Source organism: Rhodococcus sp. IEGM1339 (assembly GCF_050321925.1).
Classification (GTDB): Bacteria; Actinomycetota; Actinomycetes; order Mycobacteriales; family Mycobacteriaceae; genus Rhodococcus; species Rhodococcus pyridinivorans.
In genome coordinates this window covers 212,321-235,787 of the sequence record NZ_JBNQFT010000001.1, presented here as the reverse complement: position 1 = coordinate 235,787, position 23,467 = coordinate 212,321, and the positions used below count along the sequence as shown (strand labels likewise).

The window sequence follows — 23,467 nt, the reverse complement described above, 5'->3', positions numbered from 1 at the left end:
GGGGTGGAACACCCCCATCATCGACACCGCGAGCCGAACACGTCGGTCGTCGACACCTCTCAGTCGTCGACACCGCGAGCGGCGAGGGCCTCGCCCATCGCCTCCGCGGTGCGGAGGGCTCCCACCACCACCGGAACCACCAGCGCCCGCAACGAGAATCCGAGACCGCGCGCCTTGCGTGCCTCGGTCACGCGGGTGACCACGGTGCCGATCAGCGGGATCGCGCGGACGGTCATCACCAGCACGAGTCCCACCCGGTCGGGATCGACCCCGACGCGCGCGAGGGGACGGGCCGCCCGCACGATCGCGTCGAGCATGTCGGTGGTCCGCGTCGTGAGGGTCACCAGGGCGGCCAGGGCGACCGCCACGAGCAGCGACCCGCAGATCACCACCGCCCGTTCCCACCCCGCCACGAGCACCTGGAACGCTGCAATGATCGCCAGCATCCACACCAGCGGCCGCAGCTGCACAACCGCCAGACGCGGAGGTACGCGCGCGGCCGCATACGCGAGCACGGCCAAGGCCAGGGCGGGAAGCACCTGCCAGGGTTGCCGGATCCACAGGGTCAGCGCAAGGATCAGTGCTGCGACCGCGAGCAGCTTCGCTCCCGCCGGAAGCCGGTGCAGGACGGAGCGTCCGGGATGGTAGAGGCCGAACGTGTTCACCCGATCAGATTCCGGTAGAACGCGAGCGCGGACGCCGGTTCGTCGTCGGCGACGACCCGCCCCGAGTCGACCACCAGCACACGATCGAAGTCCACGAGGAGTTCGAGATTGTGGGTCACCGCGATCACCTGCTGCGGAAGGCTCGCGAAGGTGCGCGCGATGAGCTTCGTATTGCGCAGGTCGAGCAGGGTCGTCGGTTCGTCCGCGACGAGCACCGCCGGGTCGGTCACCATGATCGCGGCGAGCGCGAGCAACTGCTTCTGGCCGCCCGAGAGCAGGTGGCTGGGGTGGTCGTGATGCCCCGCGAGCCCGAAGTCGGCGAGGACCTGCCCTACCCGGGCTTCGCGTTCCTCCTTGCCGAGTCCGCTGCGTCGCAGCGAGAAGGCGACGTCCTCGGCGACCGTCGGCATGACGATCTGATGGTCCGGGTCGGTGAAGACGAATCCGACCTTCTTGCGGACCTCCCGGCCCTTGCGCGCCGTGTCGAGGCCGTCGACGGTCACCGAGCCGGACGACGGGACGAGCAGGCCGTTGATCATGCGCGCCATCGTCGACTTGCCGCTGCCGTTCGCTCCGACGATGCCGACGCGTCGTTCGGTGAGGACCACGTCGACCCCGTCGAGGACGGTGCGGTCGCCGTAGGCGTGCCGCACCTCCCGGAATCGGATCTCGCTCATCGACGGTCGGACGGCGTCAGTGCGCGGGATCCGCAGCGGGGCGGTGCGCGATGCGCGGTGCCGCCAGTGCGGGATAGGCGCGATGCACTTGGGCGGCGACCGCTGCGGCGACGACCGCCTTGGCCAGATCGCCCGGCAGGAAGGTGACGTTGGCCGCGGCGGCGGCCCACACCGTGAGATCCGTGCGCAGGACCATGCCTGCGATACCGAAGGCGTAGAGGACGACGATGCCACCGAGGACGTTGACGGCCACACCGGGCAACGTGCGGTATCGCGGCAGCATCTTCATGCTCAGCCAGCCGATCACGGCGACGGCAGGGATCCAGCCGATGAGGAAGCCCACCGTGGGACCTGCCAGCGAGGTGAGGGTCGTGCGCCCGCCGGCGAGTACGGGCAGCGCCAGCCCCAGCACGATCACGGTGAGCACCGACAGGACACCTTTGCGTGCGCCGAGCAGTGCACCCGCGAGCATCACGCCCAAGGTCTGCAGCGTGATGGGCACGCCGGACGATCCGATACTGATCTGACCGGGCAGTCCCAGGGCGATGATCAGGGCGGCGAAGACGGCGATCTGCGCGAGGTCGCGCGCGGGGATACGGGGGGACGAGGACACGGTTACTCAGCCTTCTGGTATGGACGGCGAACCCGTAGAGCCTAAGCCGTACCGGCGTGCCGCGGGTCACCGACCCGTCTCCGGGTGCCCGTGGGCCACACCGGGGTGCGCCTCCGGGTGTCCCCTGATCTTTCCCTGATATCTGCGCTGACCTGCTGTTTTTCATTGCTCGAGCTGTCAGGATCGAGGCGTACCGAGCAAACGGAGTCCGACTCGGAAGAGGTCGGCATCGAGGGTGGGAGTACCCAATGTTCTGGAAGATCGTAGGAATCGTCGCGGTGGTGTGGGTCGGTCTCGCCGTCCTCGGCGCCCTGCTCGACAACCTGTTCGGCTTTCTCGTACTCGGCGCCGTGATCTTCGGCGGATACCTGCTGTACAAGGCAGTATCGGGAGGTGACAAGCACGACCTGACACGTCTGTAGACGAAGGGGGCAGCTGTGGAGGCGGTACCGGAGAACTGGCAACGCGGACTAGTCGTCGTCGCCCACCCGGACGACATCGAATACGGCGCGGCGGCGGCGATCGCGCGGTGGACCCGACAGGGCAAGGAGATTTCCTACGTTCTGGCCACCAGTGGCGAGGCGGGCATCGCCGGTCTGCCGCCCGAGAAGAGCGGACCGGTGCGGGAATCGGAGCAGCGCGAGTCCGCGCGGATCGTCGGAGTGGATACCGTCGAGTTCCTCGGGCACCCGGATGGTCGACTCGTCCCGAGTCTCGATCTCCGTCGCGACATCGCTTCCGCCATCCGACGTCATCGTCCTGAGATGGTGGTCACGCTCGCGTTCGGGCTGTCGCCCCGGCCCGGCTGGGTCAACAGTGCCGACCATCGGGCGCTCGGGATCAGCGTCCTCGACGCCGTCTCCGATGCCGCGAACGAATGGATCTTCCCGGAACTCACCGAACGCGGTCTGGAACCGTGGCACGGCGTGCGATGGGCTGCCGTGTGTCCGGGTTCGCCTCCGACCCACGCGGTGGACGTGACCGATACGGTCGAACTGGCAGTCGAGTCCCTCGCGGCGCACCGTCTGTACCTGCAGGCTCTCGACGACAGGCCGGTGGAGGCACAAGCGCGCGAACAGGTGGAGCGCGCATCGGCGCCGCTGCCGGGATTCGCTGCCGAGCGCGCCTCCGGGTTCGAGTTGTACACCTTCGCGGGATAGGAAGCGTCCCGCCGTCGGTGGCCTGTGGCAGGCTGTGCGCGTGCGAGTGGCGGTGGTGGCCGGGCCCGATGCGGGTCATGCGATTCCGGCGATCGCGTTGTCGCTGCGGCTCGCGGATGCCGGGCACGACGCGGTCGTCCTCACGGGCGAACGATGGCTCGGCCTCGAGCTGCCCGGTGTGACGTTCGCTGAGTTGAAGGGGCTGGCGCCCCGGCTCGGGGACGACGACGGCGACGCGGGGGCGAAGATCCACGCCCGCGCCGCCCATATCGCGAGCGAGATGCTCCCGGATCTCGGGGCCCTGCTACCCGACCTCGTCGTGGCGGACGTGCTCACCGCCGGCGGAGGGATGGCCGCCGAGCGCCTGGGGATCCCGTGGGTCGAGCTCTCGCCGCACCCGTTGTACCTGCCGTCGCGCGGGCTCCCGCCGATCGGCAGCGGTCTCGATGTGGGCAGGGGCGTGCGGGGCCGGTTGAGGGATGCCGCGTTGCGAGCGATGACCGCGAGATCGCTGCGGCAGGGGGAGCGCGAGCGTTCTGCCGCACGCGTCGGGATCGGTCTGCCGGCGCGCGATCCCGGGCCCCGGGCCCGGCTGATCGCCACCCTGCCGGCACTCGAGGTGCCACGTCCCGACTGGCCCGGGCACGCGCACGTCGTCGGTCCGCTGCTGTGGGAACCCACCGTGGAGATCCTCGATCCGCCGCCAGGGGACGGACCTCTCGTGATGGTCGCGCCGTCGACCGCGGTCACCGGCGTGACCGGGATGGTCGAGACGGTCTGCGACGCACTCGACGGGGCCGGGATGCGAGTCGCCGCGACGATGCTCGACCCTCCGCCGCAGTCGCTCCCCAGCTGGGCCGTCTCGGGTCGCGGCAGGCAGGACGTCCTGCTCCGGCAGGCCGATGTCGTCGTGTGCGGGGGTGGGCACGGGATGCTCGCCAAGACGCTGAGTGCGGGGGTTCCGGCGGTGATCGTTCCCGGGGGCGGCGACCAGTGGGAGCTGGCGAACCGCGCCGCACGGCAGGGGAGTGCGGTGGTGGTGCGTCCGCTCGACGCGGATGCGGTCCGCTCCGCGATCGACACCGTGCTGTCGTCGCCGGACTTCGCCGCCGCGGCTCGTGCGGCCGCGGACGGTGCCGGCGACGTGGAGGATCCGGTCGCGGTGTGCGAGGCCGCAGCGGACTGACTGTCGCGCCACACCGCGCGCGACTACCGTGGTCGGGGTGCGGTTGACGGAGTTCTACGAGGTGGTCCGGGACGAGTTCGGACAGATGCACGGCGATGCCCTGCTGCGCGATCACGTGCTGCTTTCGCTCGGTGGACGGACGGCGGCCGAGGCGATCGAGGCGGGACAGGAGCCCCGGGAGGTATGGCGCGCTCTCTGCGACGAGTTCGACGTCCCACCCGTGCGGCGGTAGCCGCGGAGCCGGTCGGGGCTGTTCCCGACCGGAATCGGTGCAGGAGTAGATGCCGGAATCGATTTTCTGTCCGACCGGGATGAGACCATTCCTGGCGTACACGAAGCGACCGGATTTCGAACACGTGTTCGGCTATGCTGGGAACGCCGGGTGGGTTGTCCACAGGTGGTGATTCCATCCACAGATACGGCGTTTCCGCGGTCGCGACAGCGAACTTGTCGGTGCCAGGTTCTAACGTCGTCGACAACAAGGACGAGATTCTATTAAGGGGACCAAGATGGCAGCACAGGCTCACGACCGCGAGAAGGCGCTCGAGCTCGCCCTCGCGCAGATCGACAAGAGCTTCGGTAAGGGCTCGGTGATGCGCCTGGGCGAGGACGTCCGTCCGCCCATCGCAGTCATTCCCACCGGGTCGATCGCACTCGACGTGGCTCTCGGTATCGGCGGCCTGCCGCGCGGGCGCGTCATCGAGATCTACGGCCCGGAATCCTCGGGTAAGACGACGGTGGCCCTCCACGCGGTCGCCAACGCGCAGGCCGCCGGCGGCATCGCGGCGTTCATCGACGCCGAGCACGCCCTCGATCCGGACTACGCGCGCAAGCTCGGTGTCGACACCGACGCCCTGCTCGTGTCCCAACCCGACACCGGTGAGCAGGCCCTCGAGATCGCCGACATGCTCATCCGCTCGGGTGCGCTCGACATCATCGTCATCGACTCGGTCGCGGCGCTCGTGCCCCGCGCCGAGATCGAGGGCGAGATGGGCGACAGCCACGTCGGTCTCCAGGCCCGCCTGATGAGCCAGGCACTGCGCAAGATGACCGGTGCGCTCAACAACTCCGGCACCACCGCGATCTTCATCAACCAGCTGCGCGAGAAGATCGGCGTGATGTTCGGCTCGCCCGAGACCACCACGGGCGGTAAGGCGCTGAAGTTCTACGCCTCCGTGCGTCTGGACGTGCGCCGGATCGAGACGCTCAAGGACGGCGGCGACGCGGTGGGCAACCGCACCCGCGTGAAGGTCGTCAAGAACAAGGTCTCGCCTCCGTTCAAGCAGGCCGAGTTCGACATCCTGTACGGCCAGGGCATCTCGAAGGAGGGCTCGCTCATCGACATGGGTGTCGAGCAGGGCTTCATCCGCAAGTCCGGCTCCTGGTACACCTACGAGGGCGACCAGCTGGGGCAGGGCAAGGAGAACGCCCGCAAGTTCCTGCTCGAGAACACCGATGTGCGCGACGAGATCGAGAAGAAGATCAAGGAGAAGCTCGGCATCGGTGCCGTTCTCACCGATCCGAGTGATGTCGAGGAGCCGGTCGACTTCTAGTCACCGCCCACGGGGGCACGGACGCACGTCGTCCGTGCCCCCGTGGCGTATCCGCACCCGGCCGCGCTGTCGGTGCGTCCGGCTACTGTGCGCGTCATGGACGACTCCGAGGAACGACGCCCCGACGCTCGGCGCGAACGACGCGGACGGCGGCGCTCGGCTCGCACCGAGCAGGAACTGCCCGGCGGCGGCACCGAAGCGCAGGCCAAGGACGTCTGTCTCCGTCTGCTGACCGATCGGGCACGCAGCCGATCCGAGCTCGCGACGAAGCTCGAGCAGAAGGGGTTCGCGTCCGACGTCGCCGAACGTGCCCTCGACCGTCTCACCGAGGTCGGGTTGATCGACGACGCGGATTTCGCCAACCAGTGGGCACGTTCACGGCATCTGCACGCGGGGAAGGGTAAGCGCGCGATCGCACTCGAACTGCGCCGCAAGGGAATCGACGCCGACGACGCGGCGGCTGCCCTCGAACAGATCGACACCGCCGACGAACGGGAACGGGCGGTCGAACTGGTCCGCAAGAAGCTCCGCACCCAGCCGCCGCTGCCCACCGAAGGGGATCGGCGCGAGATCGCGGCCGAACGCGACAAGTTGGTGCGGCGGCTGGTCGGGATGCTGGCCCGGCGCGGCTACGCGCAGGGGATGGCGTTCGATGTCGTGCGGGAAGAACTCGCGACGTTCGGTGCCGACGCGAGCGACCTCCCGCACGACTGAGCCCGACTGCGAAACGCCTGGGCTCGACTGCGAACTTCGCAACCGCAGTGCTGCTGTTACTTGCGGCCCTCGCCGCTCAGGTCCAGGCCTGGCACCGACATCGTGGGCATCGTCTGCGGCTCTTCGGCCGCCACGGCACCCTTCTTCCGCTTCCCGGATCGCAGACGCTTCTCGAGCCAGATCGCGAACTGTGTCAGCGCACTGTTGAGGATGATCATGATCGCCGCGACCACCAGCAGCGACGGCAGGTAGTTCTGGAAGAACGCGCCGAGCTGCTGGCCGGAACGCACCACTTCGACATAGCCGATGAGGTAGCCGAGCGCGGAGTCCTTGAGCGCGATCACCATCTGCGACACGATTGCCGGGAGCATGACCGTCACGGCCTGCGGCAGCAGGATCAGTCGCATGAGCTGGTTCTTCCGCATGCCGATCGCGTAGGCGGCCTCGCTCTGACCACGCGGAAGCGATCGGATGCCCGCGCGCACGATCTCGGCGATGACCGAGCCGTTGTACAGGGTCAGGCCGGTGATGACCGCCGCGAGCGCGAGATATCCGGACTTGAAGACGCGGTACTCGGCGAACACCTGGTAGGCGAAGATCATCAGGATCAGCACCGGGACGGCGCGGAACAACTCGACGATCGTGCCGGCGATCCAGCGGACCCACCGGTGGTCGGACAGACGCGCGATACCCAGGACCGTGCCGAGCACGAGTGCCAGCACGATCGACGCGACGGCCGCGATGATCGTGCCGCGGATGCCGGGCAGCAGATAGGTGGTCCAGCTGGACGATTCGACGAACGGCTCCCACTTGGCGGCCGTCAGCTGTCCGTTGGCGTCGAGCGCGCGGTAGACGATCCAGCCGACCAGGACGAGGAGCGCGACCACGACCACCGACAGGATCCGGTAGAGCGCCTTGGCGCGGGGCCCGGGTGCGTCGTAGAGAACGGTTCCGTGTGCACTCATCGGGCGACCTCGTATCGCTTGCTGAGCCGGCCGAAGAGCAGGCCGGTGGGAAGGGTGAGGATGACGAATCCGAGCGCGAAGATGCCACCGACGACGAAGATGGCCGCTTCGTTCTCGATCATCGTCTTCATCAGCAGCGAGGCCTCGGACACGCCGATGACGGAGGCGATCGTCGAGTTCTTGGTCAACGCGATGAGCACCGAACCGAGCGGGGCGATGACCGCGCGGAAAGCCTGGGGGAGGACGATCAGGCGCAGATTCTGGCTGAAGGTCAGACCCAGCGAGCGGCCGGCCTCCGACTGTCCGAGCGAGACCGTGTTGATGCCCGAGCGGAGCGACTCGCACACGAAGGCCGCCGTGTAGACGCTCAGGCCGAGCACAGCGAGCCGGAAGTTGTTGTCCACCAGGAAGGTCGGCGACGACTCGGAGGCCAGCTTGATGCCGAGCGTCTGGGACAGACCGAACAGGCAAAAGATGATGATGAGGGTCAGCGGGGTGTTCCGGAAGATCGTCACGTAGGCGGCGCCGACGGCACGCGCCACCGGGATGGGGGACACGCGCATCGCGGCGAGGATCGTTCCGAGGATCAGTGCACCGATCGCCGAGATGACGGTCAACTGGATCGTGGTCCAGAACGCGTCGAGTAGCTGGCTGCTGTACTTGCTCAACAGATCCACAGGTCACTCCGGGATCGAGGGGACGGGTGGGAGTCCGGAACGGTCCGGCCGGTCCGTGGGATTACGGACCGGCCGCACCGCCGGACGTGACGGGTGGTACCCGTACTCGGTGACGATCGACACTCAGTAGCGATCGACGCTCGGCTGCTCCGGGAGCTCGTAGCCCGAGGCGCCGACCGTCTCCTGGAATGCGGCCTCCCACGCACCGCTGGCGATCATCTCCTCGATCGCGTCGTTGATCGCATTGCGCGACTCGTCGTCGCCCTTGGCGAGACCGATGCCGTAGCGCTCGGTGGTGAACGGCTCACCGACGACCTTGAAGTCGCCCGGGCTCTGCGCGGCGTAGCCGGCGAGGATGATGTCGTCGGTGGTCACCGCGTCGACCGCGCCGTTGCGCAGCGCCTCGACACACAGCGAGTAGGTGTCGAACTCCTGGAGCTGGACGTCCTGCGCGTAGTTGTCCTTCACGTTCTGGGCCGGGGTCGAACCCGCCACCGAGCACAGGCGCTTGCCGCCGTTGAGCGAGTCGGGTCCGGTGATCTCGGTGTCGTCCGCGCGCACGAGGAGCGACTGTCCCGCAATGAAGTACGGGCCGGCGAAGTCCACCTTCTCCTTGCGGGAATCGGTGATCGAGTAGGTCGCGACGATGTAGTCGACCTCACCGTTCTGGATGAGGGTCTCGCGCTGGGCGGACGGAGCTTCCTTGAATTCGATGTTCTCCTCGGACACACCGAGCTGACCGGCGACATACTTGGCGACCTCGACGTCGAACCCGCTGAACGAACCATCCGGGTTGCGCAGGCCCAGGCCCGGCTGGTCGAACTTGATACCGACCGTCAGGGTGCCGTTGTCCGCGGACTGCGAGACACTGCGCGTCTCGTCGCCACCGCACGCCGTGGCGACCACTGCCACGGCGACGGCGCCGATGCCCAGGCGGATGGAGCGGGACAATTTCATCGAATACCTCCGGTGCGGTTCGGAACTACGTCCGACGGACCGGGTGGCCCGTCGGTGCGGGAATCAGGTCAGTGACTGAGGATCTTGCCGAGGAAGTCCTTGGCGCGATCGGATTTCGGTGTGGTGAAGAAGGTCTCGGGATCGGTGTCCTCGACGATGCGACCGTCGGCCATGAACAGAACGCGGTCGCCGGCCTTGCGGGCGAATCCCATCTCGTGGGTGACCACGACCATCGTCATGCCCTCTTTCGCGAGGGAGGTCATCACGTCGAGGACCTCCTGGACCATCTCGGGGTCGAGGGCGGAGGTGGGCTCGTCGAACAGCATGACCTTGGGATTCATCGCGAGCGCGCGTGCGATCGCCACGCGCTGCTGCTGGCCGCCCGACAGCTGCGCCGGGTATTTGTCGGCCTGATTGGCGATCCCGACCCGGTCGAGCAGCTGCATCGCCGACTCGCGGACCTTGTCCTTCTTGATCCTGCGCACCTTGAGGGGGCCGAGCATGACGTTCTCGAGGATCGTCTTGTGGGCGAAGAGGTTGAACGATTGGAACACCATGCCGACGTCCGAACGAAGGCGGGCGAGTGCCTTGCCCTCCTCCGGCAGCAGGGTGCCGTCGACGTGGATCTCTCCCGAATCGATCGGTTCGAGCCGGTTGATGGTGCGGCAGAGGGTCGATTTGCCCGAACCCGACGGGCCGACGACGATGACGACCTGTCCTCGCGGAATCTCGAGGTTGATGTCCTGCAGTACGTGCAGGGATCCGAAATGCTTGTTCACCCCGTTCATGGAGATCATGGACGAGCTGGTGTCCGACTTCTCGGACGGACGATCCGTTCCGGCGGCCGCTGATGTCATATCTGCAGACCCTATGCCGTCCGACGCCCGAGACTTCGCATTTCGGGACACCTTCGACACGCGCGTCACGGGATTTTTACTGCACGAGCAGTATCGGATACCTCGACGGGGCACGCGCGGTCGGCGCGAGGAAAGGGGACCCGCCGAGGTGAGATACCCTGAGACGTGTCACTGATCGACGAAGAAGCCCCCCGTACCGGTGCCCGGACCTACGAGGTCCGCACCTACGGCTGCCAGATGAACGTACATGACTCCGAGCGTCTGTCGGGGTTGTTGGAGGACGCCGGCTTCACCAAGGCCGTGCCCGGCGCGTCACCAGATCTGGTGGTCTTCAACACCTGCGCGGTGCGGGAGAACGCCGACAACAAGCTGTACGGCAATCTGAGTCATCTGCGTCCGGTCAAGGACGACAACCCCGACATGCAGATCGCCGTCGGAGGCTGCCTCGCCCAGAAGGACCGCGACACGGTCGTGAAGAAGGCGCCCTGGGTCGACGTGGTCTTCGGCACGCACAACATCGGCAATCTCCCCGCACTGCTCGAACGCGCGCGGCACAATCGCCGTGCCGAGGTCGAGATCCTCGACGCCCTCGAGGCGTTCCCCTCGACGCTGCCCGCCAAGCGCGAGTCGTCGTACGCCGGATGGGTGTCGATCTCCGTCGGCTGCAACAACACGTGCACCTTCTGCATCGTGCCGTCGCTGCGCGGCAAGGAGGTCGACCGGCGCCCGGGTGACATCCTCGCCGAGGTGCAGGCGCTCGTCGACGAGGGCGTGCTCGAGGTGACACTGCTCGGCCAGAACGTCAACTCCTACGGCCGGTCCTTCGCCGATCCGGAGCAGCCCCGCGACCGGGGCGCCTTCGCGTCGCTGCTGCGCGCGTGCGGCGACATCGAGGGCCTCGAGCGGGTGCGCTTCACGTCCCCGCATCCGGCGGAATTCACCGACGACGTCATCGACGCGATGGCGCAGACCCCCAACGTGTGCCCGCAACTGCACATGCCGCTGCAGTCCGGCAGCGACCGGATCCTGCGCGCCATGCGCCGCTCGTACCGCAAGGAACGCTTCCTTGGCATCATCGAGCGGGTTCGGGCCGCGATGCCGCACGCCGCGATCACCACCGACATCATCGTCGGTTTCCCCGGTGAGACCGAGGAGGACTTCCAGCAGACCCTCGAGGTCGTCGAGAAGGCGCGTTTCACCAGCGCGTTCACCTTCCAGTACTCGAAGCGTCCCGGCACGCCCGCAGCAGACATGGAGGGTCAGGTCCCCAAGGCCGTAGTGCAGGAGCGCTACAACCGTCTGATCGCGCTGCAGGAACGCATCACCCTCGAGGAGAACCGCAAGCTCGTCGGCACGGAGGTCGAATTGCTCGTCGCGGCGGGGGAGGGTCGCAAGAACGCCGAGACCGCCCGGATGAGCGGGCGTGCCCGCGACGGCCGCCTCGTCCACTTCCGTCCCGAGGGCGCGATCGACACCGCGGTGCGTCCCGGCGACGTCATCACGATCGTCGTCAGCGACGCCGCGCCGCACCACCTCGTCGCGGACACCCCGATCCTCACGCACCGCCGTACACGTGCGGGCGACCACTTCGAACAGGGCCGGTTGCCCAAGACACCGCCGATCGGTGTCGGACTCGGACTGCCGAGCATCGGCGTCCCCGACCCGCTGCCGCCTCAGATGGGATGCAACGCATGACCACCGACAAGCCGCACGATCACCACGCGACGGGTGACGTACGCGCCGAACTCGAAGCCGCCGAACGGAAGGTGGCGAGCGACATCGACCCGGGCGCCCGGGCGATGTTCGTCGCGATCGCCGTCCTGATCCTGCTGGCGACCTTCAGCCTGCCCCACGCCGGATCCGCCAACGGGTGGGAGGTGCTGTCCTTCGCCCCGGACGCGACCACCGAGGAGATCGGTCTGCCGTCGCGGCTGTTCGTCGGCTTCGCAGTGGTCTTCGCCGGGCTGGGCTCGATTCTCGCGCTCGTCACCCGCAAGTGGGCGTTGGCGTGGGTGTCCCTGGCCGGCTCGGCGGTGACCATCGTCTTCGGCATGCTCGCGATCTGGTCGCGCCAGACCCTGCCCGTCGAGTCGTCCGCCGCGGGACCGGGATTCGGTCTCGTGATCGGTTGGTTCGCCGTCATGGTGATCGTCTTCCACTGGGCCCGCGTGGTGTGGGCGCGGACCTCGGCCCAGCTCGAAGCCGAGGCCGAGTTGCGGAAGGTCGCAGCACAGCACGAGCGGCCCCGCCTGATGCGCGACGACCCCGAGGCCTGACGCCTCCGGCACGAACACGACGATCCCCCTCTCCCGGACCGGGAGAGGGGGATCGTCCGTCTCGGATGTCGCGGGGTCAGCGCTCGCCGACGGCACCTTCGGCCGCGTCGGCCCACTCGCGCCACTGCGCGGCCTGGGCGAGAGCCTTCTCGGCCTCCTTCGCCCGGCCGGCGGCGGTCGCCTTGGCGGCCTGCTCCTCGAACTGACGCACCCGCTCACGGAACTGGGCCGCACGCGCGAGGGCCTCGGGATCGGAGCGGCGCCACTCGGAATCCGCGGCCTCGCGCACCTTCTTCTCGATGGCCCGCAGACGGCCTTCGAGATCGTGCATGCGCTCGCGCGGCACCTTGCCGATCGCCTCCCACTGGTCCTGCAGCTCGCGCAGGCGCGCCCGGGCACCTTCGAGATCGGCCGACGGGTCGATCGAGGAGGCCACCTCGAGCAGGGCCTCCTTCGCGCGGGCATTCTCCTCGAACTCGGCGTCGCGCTCGGCGTTCGCGGCGTTGCGTGCGGCGAAGAAGACGTCCTGGGCGCCCTTGAACCGCTTCCACAGCTGGTCGTCGGCGTCGTTCGGTGCCCGTCCGGCCGCCTTCCACTCGGCGAGCAGGTCGCGGAAGGCCGCGGCGGTGGCACCCCAGTCGGTGGAGTTCTGCAGCTCCTCCGCCAGGGCGACGAGTTCTTCCTTGCGGCTCTTCGCCGCGGCGCGCTCGCGGTCGAGTTCGGCGAAGTGGGCTCCGCGACGCCGGTTGAACGCCTCGCGTGCCTTCGAATAGCGACGCCACAACACGTCGTCGACCTTCCGGTCGACCCCGCGGATGGTCTTCCACTCCTCGAGGATCTCGCGCAGCCGGTCGCCCGCGGCCTTCCATTGGGTGGATTCGGCGGCGATCGTCTCGGACTCGGCCGCGAGGGCCTCCTTGCGGGCCGTGCTCTCGGCGCGCCGACGCTCCTTTTCCTGCTTGGCGAGAGCCGCAGCCTCCTCGGAGTGCTCGATGATCGCGGTGAGCCGGGCGGCGAGCGCATCGAGATCACCGATGACGGCGGCGGTCGGCAGCGACTCGGCCAGTGCCTCGGCGGCCGCGCGGGTCTTCTTCACGTCGGCGGTGCCGGAGGTCAACCGGGTCTCGAGGATCGCCACCTCGGTGACGAGATCGTCGTAACGGCGTCCGAAGTGCGCGAGGCCCTCGGCGGCGTCGCCTGCCTGCCACGATCCGATGCACCGCTCGCCCTCGCTCGTGCGGACCCATGCGGTGCCGTCCTCGTCGACGCGTCCGAACCGACTCGGATCGCTCGCGGGCACCGCCGGGACGTGGGGGTGCGTCTGGGCCGCGACGGGATGCGGCTTCGGGGGTGCTGCGGTGGAACTGCCGTTCTCTCGGCCCGCGGGGCCGGGCGTCGCAGCATGGGCTCGGGGTGTGGCGGGACCGGGACGCGGGGTCCGCTCCTGCGTCGACTCGCCGGTTCGGTCCTGTGCGTTCGGGTCGCTCATCGATACCTCATCTCTGCCGCGCGGCACGGCTGCCTGGTCGCATGGGTCTACCGCCGGTCGATCCCGGGGCTCCGCGATCGTGTCCGCTCACTATTGAAACAGGTCGTGTCCATGCAGGGCGCCGGGTCCGGTGGACTACGGTTGCCGATGTGTTGACCGCCGCGGCGTTCGTGCCGTCCCCACCGCTGCTCGTCCCCGAGCTCACCGGTCTCGCCGTCTCCGAGACCGGCGATCTGCGCGAGGCGGTTCTCGAGGTCGGTCGCAGCCTGTCCGGTGCCGCGGAATGGGTGGTCGTGGGAGCCGAGACGGCCGAACAGACCGTTCCTTCCACCGCGCGCGGAACCTTCCTCGGGTTCGGTGTCGACGTCACGGTGCAGCTCGGTCCTGAGGCCGCCGGTGAACCCGATCCCGCGCTCGCGTTGACCGCGCTGGTGGCCGGCTGGATCCGCGACGGCACGGCACCCGGCACCCACGTGACGACCCACGTGGTGGCCGCCGACGCCGACGCCGCCCACTGCGCCGATCTCGGCCGCGACCTGCGTGCGGAGCTCGACCGCGACGATCTGCCGCGAGCACTGCTCGTCGTCGCGGACGGAGCGACGACCCTCACCGCAAAGGCGCCCGGCGCCTACGATCCGCGCTCGGAGGAGGTCGAGGCGGCCCTGGCCGCAGCGCTCGGCGCCGGCGACACGGAGGTGCTCGCGGCGCTCGACCCCGACCTGTGTTCGGACATCAAGCTGACCGGCCGCGCTGCCTGGCACGTCCTGGCGGCCACCCTCGGAGCGCGCCCGCGCTCGGCGTCCGTCACCTACTCCGCCGCGCCCTACGGCGTGGGCTACCACGTGGGGATCTGGACACCGTGAGCGCAGAAAGCACCGGTCCCGCCGACACGCTCGTACCGATCGCGGTGGTGGGCCCCACCGCCACGGGCAAGTCCGATCTCGGACTGGACCTCGCCGAAGCGCTCGGCGGCGAGATCGTCAACATCGACGCGATGCAGCAGTACCGCGGGATGGACATCGGGACGGCCAAGCTGGCACCGGACGAGCGTCGCGGGATCCCGCACCATCAACTCGACGTCCTCGACGTCACCGAGACGGCGACGGTCGCCCGCTACCAGCAGGCCGCGATCGCCGACGTCGAGGCGATCCTCGGCCGCGGCCGCCTCCCGATCGTCGTCGGCGGATCGATGATGTACGTGCAGGCACTGCTCGACGAATGGCAGTTCCCGGCGACGGATCCGCAGGTCCGTGCCAAGTGGGAGGCGGTGCTCGAGACCGAGGGGCCCGCCGCGGTCCACCGGGCGCTGCAGAGCGCCGATCCCGCCGCAGCGGCGACGATCCTGCCCACCGACGGCCGCCGCATGGTCCGCGCGCTCGAGGTCGTCGAGCTGACCGGGCAACCGTTCGCGGCGTCGCAGCCGACGATCGGTGAGCCCCGCTGGGGCACCGTGATCCTGGGCGTCGACCGCGACACCGCCGAACTCGACGACCGCATCGCGCGGCGCACCGACCTGATGTTCGAACGCGGCCTCGTCGACGAGGTGCACGGACTCCTCGAAGTCGGGCTGCGCGAGGGCGTCACCGCACGTCGCGCGATCGGCTACGCACAGGTGCTCGCGTACATCGACGGGGAGTACGACCTCGACCACGCACGCGAGCGGACGTTCATCGGGACCCGGCGCTACGTGCGACGGCAACGCTCGTGGTTCCGCCGCGACCCGCGCATCCACTGGCTCGACGGCGCCGACCCCCACCTGCTCGACGTCGCGTTGCGGGCCGTCCGGGACGCACGCACATCACCGGCCTCACCAGCCCGATAAGGTAGCGCGCATGGAGTTCAGCAAAGGGCACGGAACCGAGAACGACTTCGTGATCCTTCCGGATCCCGACGCCCGCCTTGACCTCGGCGCAGGCCGGATCGCGGCCCTGTGCGACCGGCGTCGCGGGCTCGGCGCCGACGGTGTGCTCCGCGTGGCCCGGGCCGGGGCACTGGTGTCGGCCGGCGCGCTCGGAGAACTGCCCGAGGGCACCGACGCCGACGACTGGTTCATGGACTACCGCAACGGCGACGGATCCATCGCCGAGATGTGCGGCAACGGTGTGCGGGTGTTCGCGCACTATCTGACCGCGCACGGGTTCGAGGACCGCCGCGAGTTCGTCGTCGGCAGCCGGGCGGGAGGCAAGCCCGTCACCGTGCACGAGACAGGACCGGTCCTCGGCGAGGTGACCGTGGACATGGGGACGGTGCGCACCCTCGGCGAGTCGGCGGCGACCATCGACGGGCGGGTCTATCCGGGCATCGGCATCGACGTCGGCAACCCGCACCTCGCGTGCGTGGACCCGCACCTGAACGACACGAGCCTTGCCGGTCTCGACCTCACCTCGCCCGGCTTCGACCCGGGCTTCTTCCCGCACGGGGTCAACATCGAGTTCCTGACCCCGATCGCGGCCGGGACGGTCCACATGCGCGTCCACGAACGCGGCGTGGGGGAGACCCGCTCGTGCGGAACCGGCACGGTGGCCGCGGCTGCTGCGGCCCTGCGCTTCGACGGCGCATCCGACGGCGCGGTGCAGGTGCGGATCCCCGGTGGCTCGGTCGAGGTGCGCATCGAGAACGGTCGCGCCTGGTTGCGCGGGCCGTCTGTGCTGGTCGCGACGGGTGAACTCGACGACACCTGGTGGTCGGCGCCGATCTGATCGGCGCCGCTCGGCCCGGCCGGCGCGCACTTGGGTACCCCCCGCGCGGATGCGGCAGAAAAACTCGAATGCACCGATTCGGGCTTCGTGACACCATGGAGGTGTATGACGAACACACAGCGCATGCATCGCGCAACCACAGATGACAGCACTCCGACCGCGTACGACGCATCCGGAGGCTGGACCGCCGAGGATCCGTCCGTCGGCGAGATGCAACTCGAAGACCGTAGCGCGTTGCGGCGTGTGGCCGGTCTGTCCACCGAACTCGAGGACATCACCGAGGTCGAATACCGCCAGCTCCGACTCGAGCGTGTCGTGCTCGTCGGTGTCTGGACGGGCGGAACGGCCGCCCAGGCGGAAGCGAGCCTGGCCGAGCTGGCCGCGCTCGCCGAGACTGCGGGCTCCGAGGTCCTCGAAGGCCTGGTCCAACGTCGTGACCGGCCCGATGCCTCCACCTACATCGGCTCCGGCAAAGCCGACGAACTCCGGGAGATCGTCCTGTCCACCGGCGCAGACACCGTGATCTGCGACGGCGAACTCACCCCCGCCCAGCTCACCGCGCTGGAGAAGGTCGTCAAGGTCAAGGTCATCGACCGGACCGCGCTGATCCTCGACATCTTCGCCCAGCACGCCACCTCGCGTGAGGGCAAGGCACAGGTCTCCCTCGCACAGATGGAGTACATGCTCCCGCGTCTGCGTGGCTGGGGCGAATCGATGTCGCGGCAGGCCGGTGGCCGTGCCGGCAGCAACGGCGGTGTGGGCCTGCGCGGTCCCGGTGAGACGAAGATCGAGACCGACCGTCGCCGGATCCGTGAGCGGATGGCCAAGCTCCGTCGCGAGATCAAGGCGATGAAGGCCGCGCGCGACACCAAGCGCACCCGGCGTCTGCGCAACAAGATCCCGTCCGTCGCGATCGTGGGATACACCAACGCCGGTAAGTCGAGCCTGCTCAACAAGCTCACCGGCTCCGGTGTCCTGGTGCAGAACGCACTGTTCGCGACCCTCGACCCGACGACCCGCCGGTCGGCGCTGCCCGACGGCCGCGAGTACGTGCTCACCGACACCGTCGGTTTCGTCCGGCACCTCCCGACCCAGCTGGTCGAGGCGTTCCGGTCGACTCTCGAGGAGGTCGCCGACGCCGATGTGCTGCTCCACGTCGTCGACGGCTCCGACCCCATGCCCACAGAGCAGATCAAGGCGGTGCGCGAAGTCGTCACCGAGGTGCTCCGCGAATCGGACGCACCGCCGCCGCCGGAACTGATCGTCGTCAACAAGATCGATGCCGCCGACCCGGTCACCCTGACGCAGTTGCGCAGCGCGATCCCCGGCGCGGTGTTCGTCTCCGCGCACACCGGCGTGGGCGTCGAGGAGTTGCAGACCCAGCTCGCGGGTCTGCTCGAGGATCCCGACGTCGAGGTGAAGCTGCTCCTGCCGTACACCCGCGGTGATTTGCTCGCGCGCATCCATTCGGACGGTCAGATCCTGTCGTCCGAGCACGAGGTGGACGGCACGCGGGTGCACGCGAAGGTGCCGGCAGCGCTGGCGTCGGCATTGGTCGACTTCGCGGCCTGATGCGGGTCGTACGCCGGGCGGCGCTGCTCGCTGCCGTCGCGGCGTTCGTGCCGGTCTCGCACGCAGGCGCGCAGGACACCGAGACTCCGGTCGCGGATTTGCCGACCGAGATGCTGTGTACCCCCGACGATCCCGTGCTCACCGAACTGTCCGGCCTCGCGACGATCGGCGACCGGCTGTTCGCGACGCCCGATGCCGGGGAGGACGAACGCATCGTCGAACTCGACGACGATTGCTCGGTGCTGCAACGCGTTCCGTCGCCCGTCGATCCCTACGACGTCGAGGATCTCGCCGCGGGGCCCGACGGCCGGTTGTGGCTCGGGGATCTCGGCGACAACACCCGCGTCCGCGAGACGATCGCGCTCATCTCCCTCGACCCCGACACCGGGCAGGGAGATCTGCACCGGCTGACCTATCCAGACGGTCCCCGCGACGCCGAGACCGTGCTCGTCTCCGCGACAGGCGAACCTGTGATCGTGACGAAGGCGCTGTTCGGCTCGAGCAATGTCTACCGGCCCGCACGCGGACTCACGATCGACGGCCTCCCCGTCCCGGGACCTGCCCCCCTCGAGAGGGTCGGGTCGCTGGCACTCGGACCGTCGGACACCCCCGGCGGTCCCATTCCCGGTGCGTCCTCCTCGATGATCACCGGCGGTGCGGTCAACGCCGACGGGACGGTCGCGGCGGTCCGCACCTACACCGACGTCTACCTGTTCCACGTCCCCGACGGCGATCTCGCGTCCGCTCTGGTCGCCGGTCCGCGCTTCCGCGTCCCGGTCCCGGACGAACCGCAGGGCGAAGCCGTCGCATTCACCGCCGACGGTGACCTGGTCACCGCGTCCGAGCGCGGCGCGGCAGGCACGGAGAATCCACCGATCCATATCCGTCGCGGTGCGACCGATCTCTTCGCACCCGCGGACGACGATGCCGCGGACGAGATGTCGCCCGCGGCACTGCCGGTCGTCGGTGCGAGCGTGGCCGCCGGAGTCATCGCCCTCGGGGTGCTCGGACTCGTCGTCCGGCGCCGCGCCCGCCGCTGAGATCAGACGCCGCGACCGCGGCCGAGATCAGACGCCGCGACCGCGGCCGAGATCAGACGCCGCGACCGCGGCTGAGATCAGGCGTCGAGGTCCGCGGCGACCAGCTCCGCGACCTGCGCGAGGACCGCGTCGTCATCGCACGAGATCGTGACCTGCGTGCCCTTTTCTGCGCCGAGCGTCATGATCATCAGGGCCGAACCGGCGTCGACGGGCTCGCCGCCGTCGACCGCGAGGGTCACGGGGACACCGGCCGCGACCACGGCCTCGGCGATGATCCCTGCAGGACGGGCGTGCAGGCCGATGGACGAGCCGACGGCAACGGTGGTGCTGGGCATGGGAATCTCCTTCGTGGTGGGGAAGTGCAGGAAGTCGGGTAGATCAGGCGCGTGCCGCTGTGATCAGGAGCGTGCCGCTGTGATCAGGAGCGTGCCGCTACGGGCTGGGGGTTCGCCTCGTCGGCGGCAACCCGGGCGGGACGCGTGATCGACTTGGCGATACTGACCGCGAGTGCGGCGACCACCGTACCGGCTGCCAGTGCGATCAGGAACCACACGACGCGGTCCATCGCGAACAGCACGAACAATCCGCCGTGGGGAGCGGTGAGCGTGACACCCGTCGCCATGACGATGCCGCCGGTCACGGCGCCGCCGAGCATCATCGACGGGATGACCCGGAACGGGTCGGCCGCCGCGAACGGGATGGCGCCCTCCGAGATGAACGATGCACCGAGCAGCCAGGCGGCCTTGCCGTTCTCGCGTTCGGCCGTGCTGTAGAGACGCGGACGCACCAGCGACGACAGCGCCATGGCGAGCGGCGGAACCATACCGGCGGCCATGACCGCCGCCATGATCTCGAGCGAACCGGTGTTGGCGACGTCGAGACCCGCGACCGCGAAGGCGTAGGCGGCCTTGTTGACCGGTCCGCCGAGGTCGAAGCACATCATCAGGCCGAGGATCGCACCGAGCAGCACCGCGGAACCACCGGACAGGCCGTTGAGCCAGTCGGTGAGACCGGTCGTGATCGCGGCGAGCGGGCGACCGAGCAGCAGGAACATGAGCCCACCGACGATCAGGCTCGCGAGCAGCGGGATGATCACCACAGGCATCAGGCCACGAGCCCAAGTGGGCAGCGGGATACGGCCGACCCACAGGGCCGCGAAGCCGGCGATGATGCCACCGACCAGACCGCCGATGAAACCGGCGCCGACGAAGACGGCCACCGCACCGGCGGTGAAGCCCGGAGCCAGACCCGGACGGTCCGCGATCGCGAAGGCGATGTACCCGGCCAGTGCCGGGACGAGGAACGAGAACGCCAACGAGCCGATCTGGTACAGCACCGCACCGAGATAAGTGCCGAGCCCACCCTCGGGAAGGTTGGTGAGCGTGTTGTCGAGGACGATGTCGGCGGCCGAGTCGGTGATGTTGGGACCGGCGAGCAGGAAGCCCAGAGCGATGAGCAGACCACCGGCCGCGACGAACGGGATCATGTAACTCACACCGGTGAGCAGGATCTGCCGCAGCCGGGTACCCCAACCGAGGTCGCTGCCGCTCTCCGACTCACCCGCCGGGGCGCCCGCGGTGCCCTCGACGGTGCGTGCGGACGGATCGGTGGCGGCCCGCAGGGCCTCGTCGACCATGGTGTCCGGTTCGTTGATCGCGCGCTTGACGCCCGATGCGATCACGGGCTTCCCGGCGAACCGTTCGCGGCCCTTGACCCCCACGTCGGTGGCGAAGATGACGGCGTCGGCGCCGGCGATCACGTCGGGGGGCAGGGGAGTGCTGCCGCTCGATCCCTGCGTCTCCACCCGGACCGTCACGCCCGCGCGTTCACCGGCGGCGGCCAGCGCATCGGCGGCCATGTAGGTGTGCGCGATACCGGTCGGGCACGCGGTGACCGCGACGATCGTGCGGCCTCCGGGCTGTTCCGCGCTCTGCGGAGACGCGACCGCCGGCTTCGCAGCGGCTGTCGGTGACGGCTGTTCCGGCGCTGCGGTCGAGCCGGCAGGAGCGCTGCCCGACGACTCCGGTCGGGGCGGGAGGACGTCCTCGACCAGCGCGATGACCTCGTCCGCGGACGCGGCCGCGCGCAGCGACGCGACGAAGTCCGGGCGCACGAGTGCACGAGCGAGAGCCGTGAGCAGCTTCATGTGGTCGCCGCCCGCACCTTCGGGCGCGGCAATGAGGAAGACGAGGTCGGCGGGTCCGTCGGGCGCACCGAAGTCGGCCTTCGGGGACAGCCGGGCGAAACCGAGCGACGGCGTGGTCACCGCTTCGCTGCGTGCGTGCGGGATCGCGATCCCGCCGGGAAGGCCGGTGGCGGACTTGGCCTCCCGTTCGAGAACGGCCGCGGTGAGTGCGTCGGCGTCGGATGCGCGACCGTTCGCTGCGAGACGCTCGGCGAGCGCGGCGATGACGGAGTTCTTGTCGGATCCCAGGTCTACATCGAGCGAGACGAGTTCCGTGCCGATGATCGAGGAACCGCCTGCGGAGCCGGAGTTGGTGTCGGACATGACGTTCCTTAGGAGTGGGAGGGGAGCGGTCGGGGTCGGCGGTGGACGTCGGTGACGTGCACTCGGGATGGATCGACGGAATCGGGTGTGGGCAGGGCTGTTCCGGGGAGCGTGACGGCTGCGGTTCCGTACGCCACGGCGAGGCGCAGGCACTCGTCGGGGGTGTGACCGGCCTGCTCGGCGAGCAGATATCCGGCGAGCGACGAGTCGCCCGCGCCGACCGTGCTGCGGACCGCGACGTCGTCGGCGGTGGCCCGCCACGCGCCGGTGGCGGTGACCAGCACCGCGCCCGCACCGCCGAGGGTCGCGAGTACCGCGCCGACCCCGCGTTCCACCAGCACCCGTCCCGCGTCGACCACGGCGCCGACGTCTCCTGCGGCGGCGCCGGATTCGAGTTCGTGGGCGTCCGCGCCGGTGAGCTGGGCCAGTTCGTCGGCGTTCGGCTTGATCACGTCCGGGGCCGCCGCGGGGAACCGCTCGGCGAGGGCGAGCAGTGGCCGCTCGGAGGTGTCGACCGCGATGCGGCATCCGAGACCGCGCAGGGCACCCACGAGATCGGCATACCACGACTCGGGCACACCGGGAGGAAGAGAACCGGACAGGACGGTCCACGCGGCTCCCTGCGCGCATTCCAGCAGGACTGCGTGCAACTCGCCGAGTGTGCGTCCGGTGCAGGGGGTTCCGGGTTCGTTGAGTTTGGTCGTGGTGCCGTCGGGTTCGGCGACGGTGATGTTGTTGCGCGTCGGCCCGGAGGTGGGCACGGCCCGATGGGCGATGCCCTGCTCGTCCAGCGCGGCGAGCAGAGGATCGCCGGCGTTGGCCGGGAGAACGGCGACGACCTCGGTCGTCGCGGCGTGCAGCACACGCGCGACGTTGATCCCCTTGCCGCCCGGATCGACGGTGGATCGCTCGGTGCGATGCACCTTCCCGCGCTCGAGCGGGCCCGTCAGCCCGACCGTGCGATCGAGACTGGGGTTGGCCGTGAGCGTGACGATCATGTCGTCACCACCTCGATTCCGTGTTCGATGAGTTGCCGACGGTCGGTGTCGTCGAGATCGGTGTCGGTGACCAGAACGTCGATCGGTTCGAGCGACGCGAAGCTCAGCAGATTGCGCCGACCGACCTTCGACGAATCGGCGACCACGACGACCCGGTCGGCGGTGCGCACCATCGCGCGCTTGACCGCGGCCTCGTCGGCGTCGGGGGTGGACAGGCCGTGGTCGATGCTCAGCGCGTTGGTGCCGATGAAGGCCACGTCGACGTGCACCGTCGACAAGGTGGCGAGGGCCTCGGCACCCACCGCGGCCTGCGTGACACCGCGGACGCGACCGCCGAGCAGGTGCAGTTGCACGGTGCTCATTGCGGCGAGGCGCGCGGCGATCGGCACCGAGTTGGTGACGACGGTGAGGTCGACCTCGGGCGGCAGCGCTCCGACGATCCTGCCGGTCGTGGTGCCGGCGTCGAAGAGCACGCTTCCGCCGGACGGCGGGAGGAAGGACGTCGCGGCGGCGGCGATGCGGTCCTTGTGTTCGGCGCGGGTGTGTTCGCGCTCGGAGAGGGCAGGCTCGGCCACCGAGAGCGAGGCGGCCGGGATCGCGCCGCCGTGAACCCGCCGCACGAGGCCCAGGCGTTCGAGGTGTGCGAGGTCGCGGCGCACGGTCTCGGTGGTGACGCCGTACCGGTCGGCGAGCACTGCGACCGACACGCGGCCACGTGCCGCCACCAGTGCTGCGATCGCCTGCTGCCGTTCCTCTGCGTACACCGACACTCCTGGGGGTACCCCGATCTGTGGGGAAAACAATGTTGGTTCATGTTGTTTTACGCCCGTCTGTGTTGACATGTCAAGGCTTCCGAGTAA

Annotated in this window: 25 protein-coding genes; 13 read left to right on the top strand and 12 right to left on the bottom strand. The window is 69.2% G+C overall.

Features of this window, described 5'->3' with window-relative positions; genetic code table 11:
• Positions 1 to 59: 59 nt before the first annotated feature.
• Genes ACQR3U_RS01140 through ACQR3U_RS01130 form a run of 3 tightly spaced genes read right to left on the bottom strand, consistent with a single transcriptional unit; the run spans position 60 to position 1,955 of the window.
• Positions 60 to 665, bottom strand: a complete 606-nt coding sequence (locus ACQR3U_RS01140; RefSeq protein WP_230809500.1) for an energy-coupling factor transporter transmembrane component T — start codon at positions 663 to 665, stop codon at positions 60 to 62.
• Complete coding sequence (locus ACQR3U_RS01135) at positions 662 to 1,342, bottom strand: energy-coupling factor ABC transporter ATP-binding protein (protein WP_094980562.1); 681 nt, start codon at positions 1,340 to 1,342, stop codon at positions 662 to 664. Before ACQR3U_RS01135 ends, ACQR3U_RS01140 begins: the two co-directional genes overlap by 4 nt.
• Before the next feature lie 16 nt (positions 1,343 to 1,358).
• Positions 1,359 to 1,955 carry a biotin transporter BioY gene (locus ACQR3U_RS01130; protein WP_006551286.1) on the bottom strand — a complete coding sequence of 199 codons (597 nt, stop codon included), beginning with the start codon at positions 1,953 to 1,955 and terminating at the stop codon, positions 1,359 to 1,361.
• Positions 1,956 to 2,203: 248 nt separating this feature from the next.
• On the opposite strand from ACQR3U_RS01130, the gene ACQR3U_RS01125 reads away from it, so the two are divergent.
• The 6 genes from ACQR3U_RS01125 to recX all read left to right on the top strand — a co-directional run bounded on the left by ACQR3U_RS01125 (position 2,204) and on the right by recX (position 6,568).
• A complete protein-coding gene (locus ACQR3U_RS01125) occupies positions 2,204 to 2,377 on the top strand; it encodes a hypothetical protein (protein WP_006551287.1) in 174 nt (57 codons plus the stop codon).
• A 15-nt stretch (positions 2,378 to 2,392) separates the two neighbouring features.
• Positions 2,393 to 3,115 carry a PIG-L deacetylase family protein gene (locus ACQR3U_RS01120; protein ID WP_006551288.1) on the top strand — a complete coding sequence of 241 codons (723 nt, stop codon included), beginning with the start codon at positions 2,393 to 2,395 and terminating at the stop codon, positions 3,113 to 3,115.
• A gap of 40 nt (positions 3,116 to 3,155) precedes the next feature.
• Complete coding sequence (locus ACQR3U_RS01115; RefSeq protein WP_193903622.1) at positions 3,156 to 4,301, top strand: glycosyltransferase; 1,146 nt, start codon at positions 3,156 to 3,158, stop codon at positions 4,299 to 4,301.
• Between the two features lie 37 nt (positions 4,302 to 4,338).
• Positions 4,339 to 4,533, top strand: coding sequence for a DUF3046 domain-containing protein (locus tag ACQR3U_RS01110; RefSeq protein WP_006551291.1), 195 nt, complete (start codon positions 4,339 to 4,341; stop codon positions 4,531 to 4,533).
• Between the two features lie 277 nt (positions 4,534 to 4,810).
• Complete coding sequence (gene recA, locus ACQR3U_RS01105; protein WP_006551292.1) at positions 4,811 to 5,854, top strand: recombinase RecA; 1,044 nt, start codon at positions 4,811 to 4,813, stop codon at positions 5,852 to 5,854.
• A gap of 96 nt (positions 5,855 to 5,950) precedes the next feature.
• Entirely contained in the window at positions 5,951 to 6,568 is a 618-nt protein-coding gene (gene recX, locus ACQR3U_RS01100) for a recombination regulator RecX (protein ID WP_033096537.1), read from the top strand.
• A 56-nt stretch (positions 6,569 to 6,624) separates the two neighbouring features.
• Here recX and ACQR3U_RS01095 read toward each other — a convergent pair whose 3' ends face one another.
• From ACQR3U_RS01095 to ACQR3U_RS01080, 4 genes are all read right to left on the bottom strand, one after another.
• Positions 6,625 to 7,533, bottom strand: a complete 909-nt coding sequence (locus ACQR3U_RS01095) for an amino acid ABC transporter permease (protein WP_006551295.1) — start codon at positions 7,531 to 7,533, stop codon at positions 6,625 to 6,627.
• Positions 7,530 to 8,210, bottom strand: a complete 681-nt coding sequence (locus tag ACQR3U_RS01090; RefSeq protein ID WP_006551296.1) for an amino acid ABC transporter permease — start codon at positions 8,208 to 8,210, stop codon at positions 7,530 to 7,532. The genes ACQR3U_RS01095 and ACQR3U_RS01090 overlap by 4 nt, the downstream gene beginning before the upstream one ends.
• Before the next feature lie 123 nt (positions 8,211 to 8,333).
• Positions 8,334 to 9,167 carry a glutamate ABC transporter substrate-binding protein gene (locus ACQR3U_RS01085; protein WP_064060786.1) on the bottom strand — a complete coding sequence of 278 codons (834 nt, stop codon included), beginning with the start codon at positions 9,165 to 9,167 and terminating at the stop codon, positions 8,334 to 8,336.
• Between the two features lie 68 nt (positions 9,168 to 9,235).
• Complete coding sequence (locus ACQR3U_RS01080; RefSeq protein WP_174556276.1) at positions 9,236 to 9,964, bottom strand: amino acid ABC transporter ATP-binding protein; 729 nt, start codon at positions 9,962 to 9,964, stop codon at positions 9,236 to 9,238.
• Between the two features lie 225 nt (positions 9,965 to 10,189).
• Between ACQR3U_RS01080 and miaB the strand changes: the two genes are divergently transcribed.
• Together miaB and ACQR3U_RS01070 are read left to right on the top strand one after the other, a co-directional pair.
• The gene (miaB, locus tag ACQR3U_RS01075; protein WP_033096540.1) at positions 10,190 to 11,719 is read left to right on the top strand and encodes a tRNA (N6-isopentenyl adenosine(37)-C2)-methylthiotransferase MiaB; all 1,530 of its coding nucleotides are present in this window, start codon (positions 10,190 to 10,192) and stop codon (positions 11,717 to 11,719) included.
• On the top strand, positions 11,707 to 12,300 hold the full coding sequence (locus tag ACQR3U_RS01070; protein WP_016692697.1) for an Rv2732c family membrane protein: 594 nt from the start codon (positions 11,707 to 11,709) through the stop codon (positions 12,298 to 12,300). The genes miaB and ACQR3U_RS01070 overlap by 13 nt, the downstream gene beginning before the upstream one ends.
• A gap of 76 nt (positions 12,301 to 12,376) precedes the next feature.
• Here the strand turns inward: ACQR3U_RS01070 and ACQR3U_RS01065 are convergent, their stop codons facing one another.
• On the bottom strand, positions 12,377 to 13,789 hold the full coding sequence (locus ACQR3U_RS01065) for a DUF349 domain-containing protein (RefSeq protein ID WP_230809499.1): 1,413 nt from the start codon (positions 13,787 to 13,789) through the stop codon (positions 12,377 to 12,379).
• Between the two features lie 149 nt (positions 13,790 to 13,938).
• Here ACQR3U_RS01065 and ACQR3U_RS01060 point away from each other — a divergent pair, with 149 nt between their 5' ends.
• The 5 genes from ACQR3U_RS01060 to ACQR3U_RS01040 all read left to right on the top strand — a co-directional run bounded on the left by ACQR3U_RS01060 (position 13,939) and on the right by ACQR3U_RS01040 (position 19,100).
• Positions 13,939 to 14,652, top strand: a complete 714-nt coding sequence (locus ACQR3U_RS01060; protein ID WP_230809498.1) for a hypothetical protein — start codon at positions 13,939 to 13,941, stop codon at positions 14,650 to 14,652.
• Complete coding sequence (gene miaA / locus ACQR3U_RS01055) at positions 14,649 to 15,611, top strand: tRNA (adenosine(37)-N6)-dimethylallyltransferase MiaA (RefSeq protein WP_019289178.1); 963 nt, start codon at positions 14,649 to 14,651, stop codon at positions 15,609 to 15,611. Before ACQR3U_RS01060 ends, miaA begins: the two co-directional genes overlap by 4 nt.
• A 10-nt stretch (positions 15,612 to 15,621) precedes the next feature.
• A complete protein-coding gene (dapF, locus tag ACQR3U_RS01050) occupies positions 15,622 to 16,488 on the top strand; it encodes a diaminopimelate epimerase (protein ID WP_230809497.1) in 867 nt (288 codons plus the stop codon).
• 105 nt (positions 16,489 to 16,593) lie between these two features.
• Entirely contained in the window at positions 16,594 to 18,060 is a 1,467-nt protein-coding gene (gene hflX / locus ACQR3U_RS01045; protein WP_006551306.1) for a GTPase HflX, read from the top strand.
• Positions 18,060 to 19,100: a hypothetical protein gene (locus tag ACQR3U_RS01040; protein ID WP_230809496.1), complete on the top strand. Its 1,041-nt coding sequence runs from the start codon at positions 18,060 to 18,062 to the stop codon at positions 19,098 to 19,100. The genes hflX and ACQR3U_RS01040 overlap by 1 nt, the downstream gene beginning before the upstream one ends.
• 77 nt (positions 19,101 to 19,177) lie before the next feature.
• Here ACQR3U_RS01040 and ACQR3U_RS01035 read toward each other — a convergent pair whose 3' ends face one another.
• From ACQR3U_RS01035 to ACQR3U_RS01020, 4 genes are all read right to left on the bottom strand, one after another.
• Positions 19,178 to 19,435, bottom strand: coding sequence for an HPr family phosphocarrier protein (locus ACQR3U_RS01035; protein ID WP_006551308.1), 258 nt, complete (start codon positions 19,433 to 19,435; stop codon positions 19,178 to 19,180).
• A gap of 83 nt (positions 19,436 to 19,518) precedes the next feature.
• Positions 19,519 to 21,609, bottom strand: a complete 2,091-nt coding sequence (locus ACQR3U_RS01030; protein ID WP_230809495.1) for a PTS fructose transporter subunit IIABC — start codon at positions 21,607 to 21,609, stop codon at positions 19,519 to 19,521.
• 8 nt (positions 21,610 to 21,617) lie between these two features.
• The gene (gene pfkB, locus ACQR3U_RS01025) at positions 21,618 to 22,607 is read right to left on the bottom strand and encodes a 1-phosphofructokinase (RefSeq protein ID WP_230809494.1); all 990 of its coding nucleotides are present in this window, start codon (positions 22,605 to 22,607) and stop codon (positions 21,618 to 21,620) included.
• The gene (locus ACQR3U_RS01020; protein WP_019289185.1) at positions 22,604 to 23,371 is read right to left on the bottom strand and encodes a DeoR/GlpR family DNA-binding transcription regulator; all 768 of its coding nucleotides are present in this window, start codon (positions 23,369 to 23,371) and stop codon (positions 22,604 to 22,606) included. The genes pfkB and ACQR3U_RS01020 overlap by 4 nt, the downstream gene beginning before the upstream one ends.
• Between the last annotated feature and the right edge of the window lie 96 nt (positions 23,372 to 23,467).